Source organism: Thermosinus carboxydivorans Nor1 (assembly GCF_000169155.1).
GTDB classification, from domain to species: Bacteria; Bacillota; Negativicutes; order Sporomusales; family Thermosinaceae; genus Thermosinus; species Thermosinus carboxydivorans.
In genome coordinates, this window is the sequence record NZ_AAWL01000029.1 from 1 (window position 1) to 16964 (window position 16964).

The 16964-nt window shown below is 48.5% G+C and carries 18 protein-coding genes and 1 tRNA gene; all 19 read right to left on the reverse strand.

Annotated elements, in window-relative coordinates; genetic code table 11:
- On the reverse strand, positions 1 to 140 hold a 140-nt coding region (locus tag TCARDRAFT_RS16450; protein ID WP_040683450.1), incomplete at its 3' end, for an S-adenosylmethionine decarboxylase.
- A 166-nt stretch (positions 141 to 306) separates the two neighbouring features.
- Positions 307 to 1173 (reverse strand): zinc metalloprotease HtpX, encoded by an 867-nt coding sequence (htpX, locus tag TCARDRAFT_RS13090; RefSeq protein WP_007290449.1) that lies wholly within the window; start codon positions 1171 to 1173, stop codon positions 307 to 309.
- Between the two features lie 314 nt (positions 1174 to 1487).
- Complete coding sequence (locus TCARDRAFT_RS13095) at positions 1488 to 1799, reverse strand: type II toxin-antitoxin system RatA family toxin (protein WP_007290450.1); 312 nt, start codon at positions 1797 to 1799, stop codon at positions 1488 to 1490.
- Positions 1800 to 1816: 17 nt separating this feature from the next.
- A complete protein-coding gene (locus TCARDRAFT_RS13100; protein WP_007290451.1) occupies positions 1817 to 3070 on the reverse strand; it encodes an aspartate aminotransferase family protein in 1254 nt (417 codons plus the stop codon).
- Positions 3071 to 3339: 269 nt separating this feature from the next.
- Positions 3340 to 3416, reverse strand: a tRNA-Pro gene (locus tag TCARDRAFT_RS13105).
- A 75-nt stretch (positions 3417 to 3491) separates the two neighbouring features.
- Positions 3492 to 4412, reverse strand: a complete 921-nt coding sequence (thrB, locus tag TCARDRAFT_RS13110; RefSeq protein WP_007290452.1) for a homoserine kinase — start codon at positions 4410 to 4412, stop codon at positions 3492 to 3494.
- A 43-nt stretch (positions 4413 to 4455) separates the two neighbouring features.
- On the reverse strand, positions 4456 to 5754 hold the full coding sequence (locus TCARDRAFT_RS13115) for a homoserine dehydrogenase (protein ID WP_007290453.1): 1299 nt from the start codon (positions 5752 to 5754) through the stop codon (positions 4456 to 4458).
- Between the two features lie 12 nt (positions 5755 to 5766).
- A complete protein-coding gene (locus TCARDRAFT_RS13120; protein ID WP_093688737.1) occupies positions 5767 to 6213 on the reverse strand; it encodes an ACT domain-containing protein in 447 nt (148 codons plus the stop codon).
- A gap of 153 nt (positions 6214 to 6366) precedes the next feature.
- Positions 6367 to 7845 carry a stage IV sporulation protein A gene (gene spoIVA, locus TCARDRAFT_RS13125; protein WP_007290455.1) on the reverse strand — a complete coding sequence of 493 codons (1479 nt, stop codon included), beginning with the start codon at positions 7843 to 7845 and terminating at the stop codon, positions 6367 to 6369.
- A 230-nt stretch (positions 7846 to 8075) separates the two neighbouring features.
- Entirely contained in the window at positions 8076 to 9104 is a 1029-nt protein-coding gene (locus tag TCARDRAFT_RS13130; RefSeq protein WP_269635016.1) for an NAD(P)H-dependent glycerol-3-phosphate dehydrogenase, read from the reverse strand.
- Between the two features lie 16 nt (positions 9105 to 9120).
- Positions 9121 to 9732: a glycerol-3-phosphate 1-O-acyltransferase PlsY gene (plsY, locus tag TCARDRAFT_RS13135; RefSeq protein WP_007290457.1), complete on the reverse strand. Its 612-nt coding sequence runs from the start codon at positions 9730 to 9732 to the stop codon at positions 9121 to 9123.
- Positions 9733 to 9736: 4 nt separating this feature from the next.
- Entirely contained in the window at positions 9737 to 11059 is a 1323-nt protein-coding gene (der, locus tag TCARDRAFT_RS13140; RefSeq protein ID WP_007290458.1) for a ribosome biogenesis GTPase Der, read from the reverse strand.
- A 27-nt stretch (positions 11060 to 11086) separates the two neighbouring features.
- Positions 11087 to 11614: a cob(I)yrinic acid a,c-diamide adenosyltransferase gene (gene cobO, locus TCARDRAFT_RS13145; protein ID WP_007290459.1), complete on the reverse strand. Its 528-nt coding sequence runs from the start codon at positions 11612 to 11614 to the stop codon at positions 11087 to 11089.
- Positions 11615 to 11618: 4 nt separating this feature from the next.
- Positions 11619 to 12926, reverse strand: a complete 1308-nt coding sequence (locus TCARDRAFT_RS13150) for a DUF512 domain-containing protein (protein WP_007290460.1) — start codon at positions 12924 to 12926, stop codon at positions 11619 to 11621.
- An 82-nt stretch (positions 12927 to 13008) separates the two neighbouring features.
- Positions 13009 to 13464 (reverse strand): DUF3189 family protein, encoded by a 456-nt coding sequence (locus TCARDRAFT_RS13155; protein WP_040683451.1) that lies wholly within the window; start codon positions 13462 to 13464, stop codon positions 13009 to 13011.
- Positions 13461 to 13883 carry a hypothetical protein gene (locus TCARDRAFT_RS13160; RefSeq protein ID WP_007290477.1) on the reverse strand — a complete coding sequence of 141 codons (423 nt, stop codon included), beginning with the start codon at positions 13881 to 13883 and terminating at the stop codon, positions 13461 to 13463. Before TCARDRAFT_RS13160 ends, TCARDRAFT_RS13155 begins: the two co-directional genes overlap by 4 nt.
- Complete coding sequence (gene spoIIP / locus TCARDRAFT_RS13165; RefSeq protein WP_007290462.1) at positions 13880 to 15049, reverse strand: stage II sporulation protein P; 1170 nt, start codon at positions 15047 to 15049, stop codon at positions 13880 to 13882. Before spoIIP ends, TCARDRAFT_RS13160 begins: the two co-directional genes overlap by 4 nt.
- Entirely contained in the window at positions 15042 to 15800 is a 759-nt protein-coding gene (locus tag TCARDRAFT_RS13170; protein ID WP_007290463.1) for a DUF1614 domain-containing protein, read from the reverse strand. The genes spoIIP and TCARDRAFT_RS13170 overlap by 8 nt, the downstream gene beginning before the upstream one ends.
- Before the next feature lie 90 nt (positions 15801 to 15890).
- Positions 15891 to 16955 (reverse strand): type 2 isopentenyl-diphosphate Delta-isomerase, encoded by a 1065-nt coding sequence (gene fni / locus TCARDRAFT_RS13175; RefSeq protein WP_007290464.1) that lies wholly within the window; start codon positions 16953 to 16955, stop codon positions 15891 to 15893.
- Positions 16956 to 16964: the final 9 nt, after the last annotated feature.

A 16964-nucleotide genomic window follows, 5' to 3' on the forward strand; every position in this document is an offset into this window, starting at 1 on the left:
TGGAAAGCTACTTCCCGTACTTCCGCGCCTGCTTCTAAAGCAGCATTGGACCATAATGTCTTCCACTTTTTTACGTCGTTGAGAATGCTGGCATTGCATCCGTAAAACTCTGCTAAAATGTGACGACCTAAGGCGTTCAACTCATCTCATACCTCCTTCAAAATCAATCAAATAAAATTTTAGCAAATTACCGGGGAAAGTCAATATATTGCCATTATATTCACCTGAAAAAAGCTAGCTCCCTCAGCTTTTTTCACCCTGAATAAATCTGCAAAACCTCCTGGATATCCAGGAGGTTTTGCCTAATTACCTAATGCGTTTGGCCAACTCTTGAAGTCTTGCCACCCGCTGCGCCGTAGTCGGGTGGGTACTAAACAAACTGACGAGCCAGTCGCCGCCGCTAAAAGGATTAACAATGAACAGGTGCGATGTGGCCGGCGTAGCTTCCGGCATGACTCTATGTTGGGCATAATACTCTATTTTTTGGAGCGCACTCGCTAAGGCCAGAGGATTACCGGATACTAAAGCACCCGTCTCGTCAGCCTGATATTCGCGGGAACGAGAGATTCCTAATTGAATGAGCGTTGCGGCAAGGGGTGCCAGCACAACTAGAAAGATAAACTCGACAATCCCGGCAATACCGTTGCCTTCTTCGTCATTGCTGCGGCCAAACCCCAGGAAAGCAGTCCACTGGGCAATGTTGGCAATCATCGTAATCACGCCGGCAATAGTGGCAACAACGGTACTGATAAGGGTATCCCGGTTTTTAATATGCGCAAGCTCATGGGCGATTACCCCTTCGAGCTCTTCGTAATTAAGAGCGCGCATTATGCCGGTCGTCACGGCGACCGCACCGTGCTCGGGGTCACGGCCGGTAGCAAAGGCATTTGGAACGTCAGTGTCAATAATATATACTTTGGGCATCGGTATTTTTGCCTTTTGCGCCAGGGCCGACACCATCCGGATCAGGTCGGGTGCCTCCTGATGTGTAACTTCGCGGGCTCCGTACATACTAAGTACGATTTTATCGCTGTACCAATAGCTGAAGAAATTCATTAGTATAGAAACAACGAACATGACTGTCATGCCTTTGGTGCCGCCGAAGAAACTTCCCACGGCCAGCAGCAACCCGGTCAAGGCAGCCAACAAAATGGCTGTTTTAAGCGAATTCATTGATGTGCAACACCTCCGTTATACAATGATAAGAGGCCGTTCCTTTTCTATATATACGCTAGCAAGACGATAAATTCTTGGCCTTAGCCTTTCCCTCCCATCGTCATATTTTAAGTTTAATTATAAGTAATTCACTTATAATTAACAATAGGCAATTATGCCATTGGGAGCTAAAAATTCACGATTTTATGGATTATTTTCCATTCTTTCTTTTATGGCCTTGAGCATGTTTTCGCTATTGACCCGTACCTTCTTTTTCAAAATTGGGTTCAAAAGTCCAGCTATCATCGGTATACCGAATTCAAAATCAACGGTTAGTTTAATCTCCGTACCTCCCGGATATCGGTTAATATCCATTCGCCTTCAAACTTTTTAAGGTCGCCTTCGATTTGCCGGTAAGCAATATGCATGTTTTCATCATCAAAAGTATCTACCTCAGTCCATTTTATAATTCGGCCGTCCACATTCGAAACCCAACGGGTAATAGTCGTATTATCTTTGCGTTCCAGTACTTCGACACTGACCAAGTCGGGCATAAATTCAGGGTACTTCTCCATATCCTTTAAAATAGGATATATTTTACTCTTATCGCAATTGACCGGCATGGTTACTTCTACATATGGCACGAGTAGGTCCTCCCTTCTTACAGATCTTCAATCATGTCGTGAGCCGTAGCCGCCGCCTTGGCAAAAGCGTCCACCACCTTGTCCACGGTCTCGCGGGAAATGGTTAGCGGCGGTTCAATACGGATGACTTTTGGATTGTTAAGTGTATAAGCTACAAGTACTCCTTGGGCAATGAGTTCGGCCATCATCAATCCACCTACGCCTTCCTTCGTCAGTTCCATACCAATCATCAGGCCGCGCCCGCGCACTTCTTTGATGACATCGGCGTAATCGCCGGCTACCTGTCGCAGAGCGCCAATAAAATAATCCCCCATCTCGGCCGCCCGTTCGGCCAACTTTTCTTCCTTGATAACCTGGATGGCAGCTACGGCCGCGCTGGCAGCCAAGGGGTTGCCGCCAAAAGTTGAAGTGTGCAGAAAAGGACTGGTAATATATTTTTCCCATACCGCCGGGCGGGCGGTAAAGGCGCCGATCGGCATTACTCCGCCGCCAAGCGCTTTTGCCGTTGTTATGATATCGGGTACTACGGCGTAATGGTCAACAGCAAAAAGCCTGCCTGTTCGGCCAAGACCAGTCTGCACCTCGTCACAGATGAGCAAGGCACCATGCCGGTCGCATAACTGGCGCACGCCGGGCAGATAATCATCAGGCGGAACGATAATGCCTCCCTCTCCTTGGATGGGCTCAACGATTACAGCAGCCGTATCGCTGTCAATGGCCTGCTCTAAAGCGACAAGATCACCAAAAGGAACATGAATAAAGCCGGTAAGAAGCGGTTTGAAGGGTTCGCGAAATAACTCCCGTCCTGTTGCGCTTAGGGCGCCAATCGTTTTGCCGTGGAAAGCATTGTGCGTAGCAATAATTTTTGTACGGCCAGTATGAATACGGGCCAGCTTCAACGCGCCTTCCACTGCTTCGGCGCCACTGTTGCCAAAAAAACTAAACTGGAGATCACCTGGGGTGATTTCAGCCAATAGTTCAGCAAGGTCGGCCATAGGTTTACTAAACAATACTTTACTGGACAGCGGCATCATATCCAATTGCTTTTTTACCGCTTCCACTACTTTCGGATGGCGGTGTCCTAAACTGAATACCCCGTAGCCTCCCAAACAGTCTATGTATTCTTTTCCGTCTATATCGCGAATAATGGTGTCGTACGCTTCCCATTCTACCGTTGACAACCCCATAAATCTAAACAAGCGGGCCACAGCAGGATTTATATATTTCTCATACTTCGCGATAGTCTCACTAATAACCGACTCTTTATCCATAAATCCACCCCCGGCAGTTGTTTTTTGGAATGGTATTATTTTCTATTTATTCTATTTATAACAAAAAAACTCCTCTTTTATACTTGGGTTATATTACTGGCATTGTCTTACCCAACACTTAATTGTTGCCTTTTCTCGGCTCGTTGTTCACGCACGGGCGATTTGCCGAAACTAGGCTGCAATTAGCCACCTTTTACTTGCTTTTCTTACATTCGTAAATATATAGCAAAAAGGCTTCGCGGCCAAAACCCGCAAAGCCTTAACTTGACTGGTCGGAGCGACTGGACTTGAACCAGCGGCCTCCACCACCCCAAGATGGCGCTCTACCAAACTGAGCTACGCCCCGCCGTTATCTTTTTCTCTGCCGGGGCCATCCCCCCCCAACTGACAAAGATTATTTTAATCTATTTTAAATTATATGTCAAGTATTATCTTCTTCTATAATTTGGGCTCCACTTCTATCCAAGTCTAAAAGCAGATAATGGGCTTTCACGCCGTTCTCGGCAAAAGCGTGGACCATGGCTTCCCCGACCGCTGCCGGCGCATGCTGTGTAAAGGCGACGAGACAAGGACCGGCGCCGCTAATAACTGCGCCAAGCGCGCCTTGAGCCACTGCGGCGGCAAAAACCCGTTGCATACCGGGAATAAGGCGCTGCCGATAAGGTTGGTGAAGCCGGTCATCTAGCACATAACGGAGGTAAGCAAGGTTACCGGTGCAAAGAGCGCCAACCAACATTGCTGCCCGACCAACATTAAATACGGCATCGCGATGCGGCACTGTCTTAGGTAGTACCTGTCGCGCCGCTTTTGTTGACAATCCGAATTCCGGCACGGCCACGACCATTGTGAAAATAGCAGCGGGGTCAATACGCAAGCAGCGCACTTTGCCAAGCTCGGCAACACTAATGGTAGCACCGCCAAACAAAGCGGGAGCTACATTATCAGGGTGGCCTTCGATCTGAGTAGCCATTTCTAATAATTCTTCGCTGCTCAGATTACTCCCAGTCAGGGCATTCGCGGCCGTAAGCCCGGCAACGATTGCGGCGGCGGAACTACCAAGTCCGCGTGCTAAGGGAATGCTATTCTCCATGCGGAGAATAACGCCGCACGGTTCAGCCCCGACCTTACGGAAAACGGCTTGGACAGCCTGATAGGCAATGTTATGCTCGTTGTCCGGAATAGTGCCGCTACCTTCTCCCTTTACTTCAATATAAACACCTGGCTGTTCGGTTAACGTTAACTCTAGATAATTGTAAATTGTGCCCGCCATCCCCACCGCGTCAAAACCTGGGCCGCAATTGGCAATAGTCCCGGGTACGCGAACTTTAACTGATTGTGCCATACTTCTTCTCTCCGATTCTTCTAATATCTTTCTGTTACTCTCTTTACTCGATTTCGCCAGTTTCTACCCGAATAACGTTTTGTACTTTGCCAACTATAGACATTCCCTCGATAGTGTTGATAGCCAGCCGCAGACTGGCGTGTGATACCCGGTAGGTGATAAGTACTACTTCGGCCCAATTATCCACTTTGCGTTTTTGGATGACTGAATGCAAGCTAACCTGCTGGGCCCCGAACGCACCGGCAATCGCAGCGAGCACACCTGGTTTATCTTCAACTAACATACGGATGTAATAGGGAGACGCTGTCTGCTCAATGGGGCACAAAGGTTTTTGCTCATAGCAGGTGCAAAGAATGCGGCTGCTGACATGATGACGGATGTCGCGCGCCACATCAATTATGTCCGCCACTACCGCACTGGCTGTAGGCATCTGTCCGGCACCACGTCCGTAGAACATCGTTTCGCCAACCGCATCGCCACGCACATAAATAGCATTAAAGACGTCCTGTACCGCCGCAAGCGGGTGATGATGGGGAATAAAAGCAGGATGAACACGAACGTCAATACCTTTGTCGGTTTCTTTCGCAACAGCAAGAAGTTTGAGAACATAACCCAATTCGCGCGCGTACTCAATATCTTCAGCGCCGATGGTAGTAATCCCTTCTACATAGACATCATCAACCGTGACACGAGTCCCAAAAGCGATGGAAGCCAAAATCGCTATTTTACGAGCTGCATCCCAACCACCCACGTCAGCGGTAGGGTCTGCTTCGGCATAACCTGCGGCCTGGGCTTGGCGTAACGCCGTAGCAAAGTCCAGGCGGTGCTGAGTCATCTGGGTTAACATATAATTCGTCGTACCGTTGACAATCCCCATGACCTCGCTGATTTTATTGGCCGCCAAGCATTGTTTGAGCGGCCTGATAATAGGAATACCACCGCCGACGCTGGCCTCAAACAAGAAGTCCACATGGTTTGCTTCCGCCGCCGCGAACAATTCCCGGCCATACTTTGCAACAACATCTTTATTGGCCGTCACGACATGTTTTCCGCGGTTAAGGGCCTGTAAAATATAATCCTTCGCTGGTTGTTCGCCGCCCATTACTTCTACTATAATATCTATGTCGGCGTCATCAATTACTGCCGCAGCGTCAAAGACGAGCTGGTCGGGCAATAGACCCGGCCTTGGTTTTTCGGGATCACGGACTAGTACTTTTTTTATTCTCACCGGCGCCCCTACTTTGCGGGCAATATCCTGCGCATTGGCCGCCAAGAGTTTTACTACACCGGAGCCGACCGTTCCCATACCCAGTAACCCAACTTGAATAACCTTCTCTCCCATCTTGTTTCCCCCTTATGCCTGACCAAGAAGTTCCAGCCGCTTTACGCCCTCAACCATGCGCAGCTTGTCCAGCAAAGCTTCCAAATCGACAGCAAGGTCAGCCGTTTCAATTGAGATAGTGGCGTTAGCTACACCTTGAAGAGGAATACCTTGGTTAATAGTAAGAACACTGCCTCGATCGCCAGCAATCGTATTAAGGACTCTTGACAACACGCCCGGCTTATGCTCCAGCAGTAAGGCGATAGTCACGATTTTCTCCTTGCTGGCCTCATAGAAAGGAAAAACAAAGTCTTTATATTTATAATAGGCGCTGCGGCTAAGCCCCATCTTTTCAACAGCTTCATTGATGGTTTTTGCTTCACCGCGCTTTAATAACTCCTTCACTTTAATTGTCTTTTTGATTGCTTCGGGCAAAATTTCCTCCCGGACAAGATAGAACGCCGACTTTTGCATTGTCACCATATTCTTGCACTCCTCCCGTATTGCGTACACGGATAATTATCCTCTTATAGTAGACATTATAACGCAGGGCTTATACAAATGACAAGATGGATGAAAAATAAAAAGTCAGTCTAGATAGACTGACTGCTTTATTTTTCATCCACCTGACTTTTAAAAAATAATGCAAATTAAACCGCCACTACCCTCATTGACAACTTTTTGCAAAGTTTCACGCAATTTGTTCTGTGCATTTTCCGGCATACTGGTAAGTTTGTTTTGGATGCTCTCGCGCACCAAGGCATTAATTGATTTACCAAACAGGTTGGTCCGCCAGATTTTTTCAGGCTCACCTTCAAATTCGCGCATAAGGTATTGGATAAGCTCTTCACTTTGTTTTTCCGTTCCAATGATAGGCGATATTTCGGTCTGCACATCAGTCTTAATGATATGCAGCGAAGGCGCGCTTGCCCGCAATTTTACGCCGAAACGATTCCCGGTACGGATGATTTCTGGCTCTTCGAGCACCATTTCTTCAAGTTGCGGCGGTACAATACCGTAACCCGTTTGCCTTACTTGCTCAAGGGCAGTTGCCAATTTATCATATTCACGCTTAGCTACGGCTAGATCTTGCATAAGGCGTAGCAAATGATGCTCGCCGCCGATGGTAAAGCCGGTAAGCTCCTCCAGTACTTGGTAGAAAAGATCATTACGAGTAGTCATCTCAATCACGGCGACGCCGCTGCCAAGATCCATATCATGCAAAATAACATCGGCAACGAAGTCATAGCTGGAAAGATCGTCAATAGCGCGATCAATATCCCGCAGGCGCCGAACATATCCAACTACTTCTTTCACGGCGCCGTCGAACTTCAGGCGTAGCCAATGATCGCCATCCAGCTCTTCCACCCACTTGGGCAGCGTAATGTTTACTTCCCTGACCGGGAATTCGTACAACACTTCCTGGAGAATAGCGTAAATGTCATCATGATTGAGTTGAGCGCAATCAATGGGAATTACGGGTACATCATATTTGTTTTCCAGTTTTGCCACCAATTCACGCGTTTCCTTGGTTGTGGGTTGATTGGTATTGAGAATTACCAAAAACGGCTTCTGCAGTTCTTTTAGTTCGGCAATGACCCGCTCTTCCGCCGGTACATATTTGTCCCGGGCCAGGTCAGTGACAGAGCCGTCAGTGGTCACTACCAGACCAATAGTAGAATGTTCGGCAATTACTTTACGAGTCCCTACTTCCGCCGCTTCCTGAAACGGAATTTCGTGGTCAAACCATGGGGTCAATACCATTCTGGGCCCTTCCTCTTCTTCGTAGCCAAGAGCACCCTCAACAGTATAGCCGACACAGTCAACGATACGTACCCGCACCGTTACATTGTCCTTTACGGTAATTTCGACTGCTTCATTCGGAATGAACTTCGGCTCGGTTGTCATAATAGTTTTACCGGCGCCGCTTTGCGGAAGTTCATCTTTTGCCCGTTCTTTATCATAAGGATCTGCGATGTTCGGCAAGACCATTGTCTCCATAAACCGTTTGATGAAAGTCGATTTGCCGGTGCGTACTGGGCCTACAACGCCGATATAAATATCGCCGCCAGTACGTTCAGCGATGTCTCTGAACAGATCGAATTTTTCCATTGTTTCCCCTCCCCACTCTGTAACTCTCTGATATCTTTGCGTATAATGCCCACTACGACCTTAATCATCCCTCCTTTAGCGGTAATACCGGACGGATGCGGACAATTACCTGCAAAATACAAGAAATGTCAAATAATCATTATAAATATATGACATGCCGCAGAAGATATTACAAATAAAGAAAAGAGTATGGTAACTCCATACTCTTCTTTTCTCTCCTGCAAAAGTATTTACTTTTGCCAAAGTGTCCCGCACGAGACTGCCACTTCTTCGATTTCATGGGTCTTGCCACGCGTCATGAGTTCAAGAACTGCTTCGCGGGGTGGTTTGCCTTCATAGAGGATGCGATAAGTTTGTTCGGTGATTGGCATCACAATTTTGTATCGTTGGGCCAATTTATAGGCTGCCAACGTTGAACGAATCCCTTCCACCACCATGTTAGTTTCCGCCTGAATTTGTTGGACGCTTTTCCCCTGGGCAACCATAATACCGGCACGGCGGTTGCGACTATGACGGCTGGTGCATGTCACCATCAAGTCGCCGACACCTGCTAGGCCAGCGAAAGTTAATGGCTTTGCACCCATAGCCATTCCCAAACGGGCAATTTCGGCAAGCCCACGGGTCATTAGTGCCGCCTTGGCATTATCGCCAAATCCCAACCCCTCGGCAATTCCTGCTCCCAGCGCAATAATGTTCTTTAACGCCCCTCCCAGTTCAACGCCAATTACATCCGGATTAGTATAAACGCGGAAAAAAGGATTCATAAGAAGATCCTGCACTAATTCCGCTACTTCCTGCGAAGTAGCGGCCACTACCGATGCGGTAGGATGACGCCTTCCGACTTCTTCGGCATGATTGGGGCCTGATAGAACAGCAATCGTTTCAGCGTATGCCGGTAGTTCCTCGGCGATAACTTCGGACATTCGTTTAAATGTACCTAATTCCAGTCCTTTAGCCGCCGAAACAATAATCTTTTCGCCAGTCAGCATTTCATTTAGCGCTACCGCCGTTTCCCTTACGGCATGAGAAGGAGTGACCACAAAAATAAAACGAGCGCCGGCAATAGCTTGTTTAAGATCATTAGTAACAATCACGGAAGACGGCAATAATACTCCCGGCAAGTAAGCAGTATTTTCCCGTGTTTGATTTAACTCGTCAGCCAACCGCTTGTTGCGCGCCCACAACACTACCTCATGGCCATTTTCTCCCAGGAGCCCAGCCAATGCGGTACCCCAACTCCCAGCTCCAATAACAGCCACTTTTTTCAATGGTAATTCACTTCTCCTTGTTAATTTTACTACTACCAGCTTTAATTTTTAACTCTTCACCCTTGAGCAGCCGTTCAATATTAGGCTTGTGCCGAACAATAACAAAAAGAACAGCAACAATGCCAAAATACAAAAACTCCTTCTGCACGCCAAAGCCCCACATCAGCAGGGGTACTAAAGCCGCAGCCACAATTGATGCGAGAGATACATAACGGGTAAAATACACGATAAGCGCCCAAACAATAAAGACAATAAGCGTGATTTTAGGCACAATAACAGCAATAACACCTAAGCCGGTAGCAACACCCCGGCCGCCTTTAAATTTTAGAAAAACAGACCAGTTATGTCCGGCAATAGCGGCAATACCCCCGACCAACATGGCCAGCGGCGTTCCTGCAAAATACTGGCCAAGATAGACGCCGGCAACGCCTTTGGCTAAGTCGGTCAATAACACCCAAAACGCGGGCCACGGTCCCAGAACACGGTATACGTTGGTAGCGCCTATATTTTTACTGCCAAATTGCCGAACATCCACGCCGCGCATCAGTTTACCGATAATTAAACCGTTCGGGATTGACCCAATTAAATAGCTAAACACAAAAATCCAAAAATACTGCATTAACTCACTCCTCTTCTTTGCGCCCGCGCACAACCAACCTCAACGGCGTGCCTTCGAAGCCAAATGCTTCCCGCAATTTATTTTCCAAATAACGAAGGTAAGAGAAGTGCATTATTTCCGGTTCATTTACAAAAAAGATAAAAGTAGGTGGTTTTACTTCAGCCTGAGTAGTATAGAAAATTTTCAGGCGCGTACCTCTGCCCGTAGGCGGAGGATTAATGCGGATCGCGTCTTCGATCACCTGATTGAGAACACTTGTCTGTACACGCATAGCATGCTGCTCAGCCACGAATTTTACCAACTCCGAAATCCTCTGTACACGCTGTTTGGTAAGAGCGGAAGTAAACAAAACAGGAGCATACTGTATAAAGGCCATTTCGCTACGGATATTCTCTGTATAACGCAGAGCGGTTTTGCTGTCCTTTTCAATCAGATCCCACTTGTTGACAACAATAATAATGCCCCGTCCCGCTTCATGAGCATATCCGGCAATTTTCTTATCTTGTTCGGTAACGCCATCCACAGCATCAATGACCACAAGGACAACATCAGCTCGTTCCACGGCTCGCAGTGAACGGATAACACTGTACCGTTCCACAGGCTGATTGATGCGGGCTTTGCGCCGCATGCCTGCTGTGTCAATAAGAATGAATTTGGTGCCATCTTTTTCAAAATAAGTATCTATTGCGTCGCGTGTGGTCCCTGGTATATCGCTGACAATTACCCGTTCTTCACCTAGCAGGGCGTTTACTAAAGAAGATTTCCCGACATTAGGCCGCCCAATAAAAGCCACCTTGATAACATCATCGTCTTCCTCTGCATCCTCTGTTTGTGGAAGGAGTTCAATCACCCTATCCAACAAATCGCCAATACTGAGGGCATTAGTGGCCGAAATAGCAATCGGATCACCTAAGCCAAGGTTGTAAAATTCATAAACGGCCGGTTCATCTTTGGGACTGTCAATCTTGTTGACAGCCAATACAACCGGCTTACGGGTAGAACGCAGCATCGCCGCTACTTCTTCATCCGCTGTTGTTATACCTGTTTTGCCATCGACCACAAAGATGATAACATCAGCCTCTTCGATGGCTAATTGGGCTTGATGGCGGGTAGCGGCAAGTATGCGATCAGTAGTCTCGATTTCTATACCGCCGGTATCAATCATAGTAAATTCCCGGCCTAACCACTCGGCATCCATATATATCCGGTCACGAGTAACGCCAGGCAAATCCTCGACAATAGATACCCGTTTTTTGGCAATAAAATTAAACAGAGTGGACTTACCCACATTAGGGCGGCCCACAATCGCGACAATAGGTTTGCTCACTGTCATCACCTTTTTGAAATTTAGTTTCTAATAATCGATTCCTTGCCGGGACTCAAGGCCCTGAGAATAAGGATGGCGCACTTCGCACATCTCCGTTACCAAGTCGGCAATCGCAATAATTTCGGCGGGAGCGTATCTGCCTGTCAGCAGTATTTCCGTCTCACCCCTGATTTCTTGTAAAAAAGAAACAACCTCCCGTGTATCCACTAAGCCGCAGGCCATTGCAACATTGATTTCGTCCAAAATGACAATATTGTATTCCCGGGAGCGAAGTACGACCTTAGCTAATTCCCAGCCGTCACGGGCCAATTGGATATCAATAGACTCCGGATTTTTCAAATTCACAAACTCGTTGCGACCAACAGGAATAATTTTAAATCCTGGCAGCAGATGAGCAGCTTTCATCTCCCCATAATCCGGATTATTCTTCATAAACTGGATCATACATACCTTAAACCCATGACCGCAGGCCCGAAGCGCCAATCCCAGGCTAGCAGTAGTTTTTCCCTTGCCATTACCAGTATATACTTGGATTAAACCGAGCGACGTTTTCATGCTTTTACCTCCAAGCCGTAAGCAAGTGATGCAGGTCTTTCGCAAAATAGGCCGTTCGGACCGCAGTTCCTAGCTCCTGTGCCAACTTATCAGGGGTTAGGTCATCCAAAAAAACAGCTTCACCTTTCCGTAACGCTACTCCGGGAATAATAACACCGGTACGCGGTCCAGGGAGTCTGCGCAAAGCGGTCAAAATGTCCTGCCCGGTCAAAAGACCGGTTACCGTAACGCTTGGCCCAAAAAAAATGTTTTCTACAGCTACGACCCTGGTATACAGGTTAGGAATTTTTAGGTCTGCCAGCAGCGGCTCGATAATTTTGGCGGCTGAAACACCGCATACTACATCAATATAATGTTTTTCGGCATATGCTGCCCCGTCCGTTGTTTGTTTTTCCCATTCGGCTAAAAACGCGCGGACGATCCCGACGCCATTTTCCAGTTGTGGAAAATCGCCATATAAGTCATACTCAGGGATGGGATGGCCGGCAGCAAGATAAAATTCATCTGCCAAATAGACAAATGCCGTTCCCCATTGTTGCTGGAAGCGGCGCTGCCAATGATGCACGGTATTGATAATAGCGGCCGCTTGATCCGCAGTAAAGGATTTTAGGGGATAACAACCTTCGCGAAAGCGGGTCAATCCCACCGGAACTATGGCTAGCGACAGAACATGCGGATATAGTTCGGCTAAATCGGCGATGGTTTTTTCCAGGATAAGCCCGTCATTGATATTAGGGCACAGCACTACCTGGGTATGAAGTTCCACACCCGCGTCAATAAGATCGCGGAGTTGCTGCATGATTTGACCGGCCCGCTTATTGCCCAGCATTTTTTGCCGCACATCTCCATCTGTTGCATGCACAGAAACATAGAGAGGCGACAGATGAAACCGGCGAATACGTTCAAGATCGCGAGGGCCTAAATTAGTCAGGGTAATAAAATTACCATAAAGAAAAGATAGGCGATAATCGTCATCCTTTACATAGAGGCTGCCGCGCATTCCTGGCGGCATTTGATCAACAAAACAAAAAATGCAGCGGTTAGCGCAACGACGCACCTGATCAAAAACAGCGCTTTCAAACTCTATACCAAGATCTTCGTTGTAATCTTTTTCGATTTCAATGAGTTCCTGTTCACCATTTGCCTTTTCCACCAGCAGTTCAACCGTTTCCTCTGCCAGTGCAAAACTTAAGTCAATAATGTCCTGAACCGGTTTTCCGTTTACCGCGAGCAAACGATCGCCGGGCACAAGCTCTAGCTCGCTTGCGATGCTGTTAGGCAGTACCCTGGCAATAATACCCTTAGATGCCAAAATTCTCACCTCTGCTTTTATATTCAGTATGCCTCGGCCATTCTCCTGCAAATAAACAAAAGGAGTGATGAGACTGTTCGCATCACTCCAATCGGCGCTTGACTTTCTCCACCAGTTCTACAAATTGTGGATAACTGCGCTGAATCCCCCATATCGACATAGACCGCCCCAGGTTAGTCAAGCAGTAACGTTTTGACAGCAACCCGCCGAACTTGGTGGAAAAAGCGATAAGCGGAAAAGCGTCCTGTAGAATATATTTACCTTCATGAATGCCTGCTATAGTTAATACCGTGCGAATCATGTTATCGATCTGCTGCCGCTGGTTACACAAGCCCATGAAATATACACTGTTCCCACGCGCATCTTCCCCCATCAGATAAGGCTGACCGATAAGTTCCGGTAAAGTCCTGTCATAATAAGGTAACGCCAGAATCTCCTCATGACTGGGTATCCTATCGGTCGGCAGCAGACCACAATGAATGGCGGACGCCACAACCGAAGCATGGGCGCCAGCAAAACAGTAATAGATGATAATCAGATGGCATCACCCTGTCGTTTGCCAAGATAAGCGCCCCGCAGAACTTCAGACACGGTCTGTAAATATGCTAGCCCAAAAATAGACGGGAACCACTCAGCAAGGTACTTCCTTAACACCGATATCAATCCTTTGCCGGAGCGGCAAGAGCAAAGATGGTCGACATCAATAAGCTCAATGTCGACCGAAAATATCTGCGCAATCCCTTGCAGGGCCCGACAGTAAACTCCGCCATAATGCCCATACGCCAAACAGGAGACAATATTGCCATTACTGTCCGTTCCAATAATGGTAAAGGGCTGATTATTCTGCTGAAGCTTAGCGCGGCGAAAAATAAGCCCAACATCCTGTTCGCGGCCAAGATGCAGATAACATGCCGCTAGCGGCAGCAGTTGTCGTTGTCCATGGTATATGATAATCACTTGGAGTCGCTGTCATCCCTGTCGTTAGGATTATTGCTTCTCTTGCCCTTGAGCCGAGGGCCTAGAAAGTTAGTGAATTCCGAGGAAGTAAACTGCTTAAGCTTGGCGCCTGCTTCTTTTAGACCACCGGTACTTAGAAACAGGAACGCCGCTCCGCCAACTACCAATAATCCCAAAATCCAACCTATTGACTTACTGGCTCCGGACGGTCCCGTGGCAGCAGTTCCTAATCCTGCTGAACCATTAGTAGCTTGCGAACCGGGAGCGGTCTTGCCCAAAACGGTTGGCACGACGTCAGCAAAAAGGGCAATTCCTTTTTCCGCCGAATCGCGGGTATTGGTATGAGCACCGACTTCGAGCAGCATCGACCGCGGATGGAGATCCTGGTTGTAGTCGCCACCCTTAGCAAAGAATATACCTTTAACTAGGCCGGGATGCTGCTTATCAGCCGCTGCTTTAATCTGCAATGCGTAGTCCTCAATCTGTTTGCTCGTAGGTCCGTATTTGCCCACAACTAACTGCACTTTGCTAATATCTTGTCCGGCTACGTTCGCCTTGTAGACCTCTGCAGGAACGGCGTCGCGGTGAATGTCGAAAATAGCGTCCGGCTGTTGCTTCAGGAGATCCAGCACTGTCCGACGGGACCGCTCATATGCCATATCGTCATGCGGGTCATGTTTGGCTTGCGAATGGATAGCGTCAAGCCCCTTGGTTTTTAGCGCTTGAGCAAATGAGTCGCCAACCTTGTAAATACCACCAGCGCCAAGTTTGCTCTCAGTACCGTCCGTTGGCACATAAGATTCATCAGAATGAGTGTGATAGATAGCCACTTTACCGCCCTGGGCTCTGGCAACACGCGGCTGCAGCAGCCCTTCAAACATAGCCATGGCGCCACCCGTCGGCGGCGCATATTGAGCAAGGTTCACCTGGCCGATCAAGCGCGCGCGGGCCGTGTCGCCTTCTATTTGATATACTTCATAACGCTTGTTGTCAGCCGTAAGACATTGGTCGCCCACCCGGACTTTCCAACCGGTATAATAGACAGGAATACCCTGCTCGTCCACAATGGTATAATATCCCCCGTCGTTCCGTTCATGGGCGAAGGCCTCTGCTGTGAAAACAACGCCAATGGCCAAAATCAGCGCGCAAACAAACAGTCTATTCACTGTCATCCCCCCTATTCTTGCAGGCTTTGTCATTGTTTAAAGAAGCGGGAGCCTTGGCCGCTGCCTTCCGACTATCTCTTTCCGTTAGTTCTTTGCTGAATTCGTAAAGTCCCTCAGGGCGGTGAGGGCCAAGCACCGGGCCACCCTGAAGCTTTTCCCGCGTTTCCCCCACAACTTCGGCCACCATGACGCCGACAAGACCGGTGATAATGATCACATCAAAAGCGCCGGCGCCGCCAATATCCGTTGTCCCTGGGATACCGGCGCTAATTAGGGTAAGCATATGGACGATATCGCTTAAAATAATGCCGAGCACGCCGCCGATAAAGGCGCTTCGCCGTGACCGACCCGCTAGATAGGCAATAAGACCGGCCGAAATGCCATAAATCAATTTGGGATCCAAAAACATGGTTTCCGGCTCATAGGGCAGGTAACGCGACCCAAGCCATACAGCGCCTGCTACGAGTAGTGCAGCGAGAACTGCTCTTATCCGTTCGGCCGGCTCATCGGCTTTGGCAGTGAGCCATATGGATAATAATGCTGGCAGCACCGCGCCGCCCACATTCACGCTCACTTCAACCGGTGTAGTCATCAGCGGGATATCGATAAAACTACCGATAACGATGCCGGCGATAAATAAAAGAGCTTGTTTGTCAGTCATTCGCATCCGATCCAAAATGCGCTGCGCACAGCCAAAATAGACCAGTACCCCGATTACCAATAGAATAATCATGCCTATTGGCAAACTCATATGTTTCACCTCGTGCCGCTTGGATTAAGATATCTGCTAACCTAGCTTATCCTATTTCCCGGAAAATCATGCAAAAAAGCATGGCTTTTGTCAGCCATGCTTTTTACGTTGCCCATATCTCTTAATGTCAAAGCCACGGCATTCCAGCCATTCGCGGCTAAACCCGGTGACAACAAAAGGCGCGGCAGCGCATTCACCTACCGTCCTGGCTCCAAGTAAGAGCAGCAGCCGTTTCATATCCGTAAGAAAACGTTCGAACCAGGCAACGGTCTGCTCCATTCCTTGCTCGGTAAGCATTTTGATTAAAGGTGAAGCTATGCCAACAGCCGTGCCGCCAATAACCAATCCCTTTACTGCTGCGGCAGGTGTGCGTATCCCACCCGAAACTATAAGGTCTACTCCTTTCGGAAGCACGGACGCCACTTCGATGGCACTTACGGCCGTAGGTATGCCCCAGACCAGAAAGTCATCGGCTAAAGTAGCCGCCGTACGGGCTGCCTCTATGGCTATAAAATTTGTTCCGCCGGCTCCGCCCACGTCAATGGCCCGGACACCGGTAAGTGTCAGCTGGGTCGCCTGTTCCCGGGCAATGCCGCAGCCTACTTCTTTGGCAATTACTGGTACTGTGACAGCCGCAACAATGGCGGCAATGTTTTCCAGATAACCGGTAAAGCGCCGTTCTCCTTCAGCCATAATAATTTCCTGGGCGGCATTGAGGTGGATTTGGATGGCATTGGCCCCAATCATTTCTACTGCCAGCCTGGCCTGCTCAGGCGTGGCATTAGCGCCAAGATTGGCGAAAACAATGCCGTCCGGATTGATTTTGCGTACAATCTTATAAGATTCTTTAACTTCCGGGTATTCAAAGGCAGCGTACTGTGACCCGACAGCCATGGCCGTTCCTGTCCGCCGGGCAAAATCGGCCAAGGCGGCGTTAACGCGCGTCACTTCTTCCGTACCGCCGGTAATAGCATTGACAATGACCGGGTGCCGCAGCGGCAACCCTGCCAGGGAACTGGACAGGTCAATATCCCCCCAGTCCAGTTCAGGCAGACAATTATGAATAAGCTTGATATCTTCAAAGCCTGTGGTTGTCGGTCCGTCGGCAAGGGTCAGAGCGTATCTCAGGTGGTCTAATTTACGAGATTTGCGCATGCAGACCTC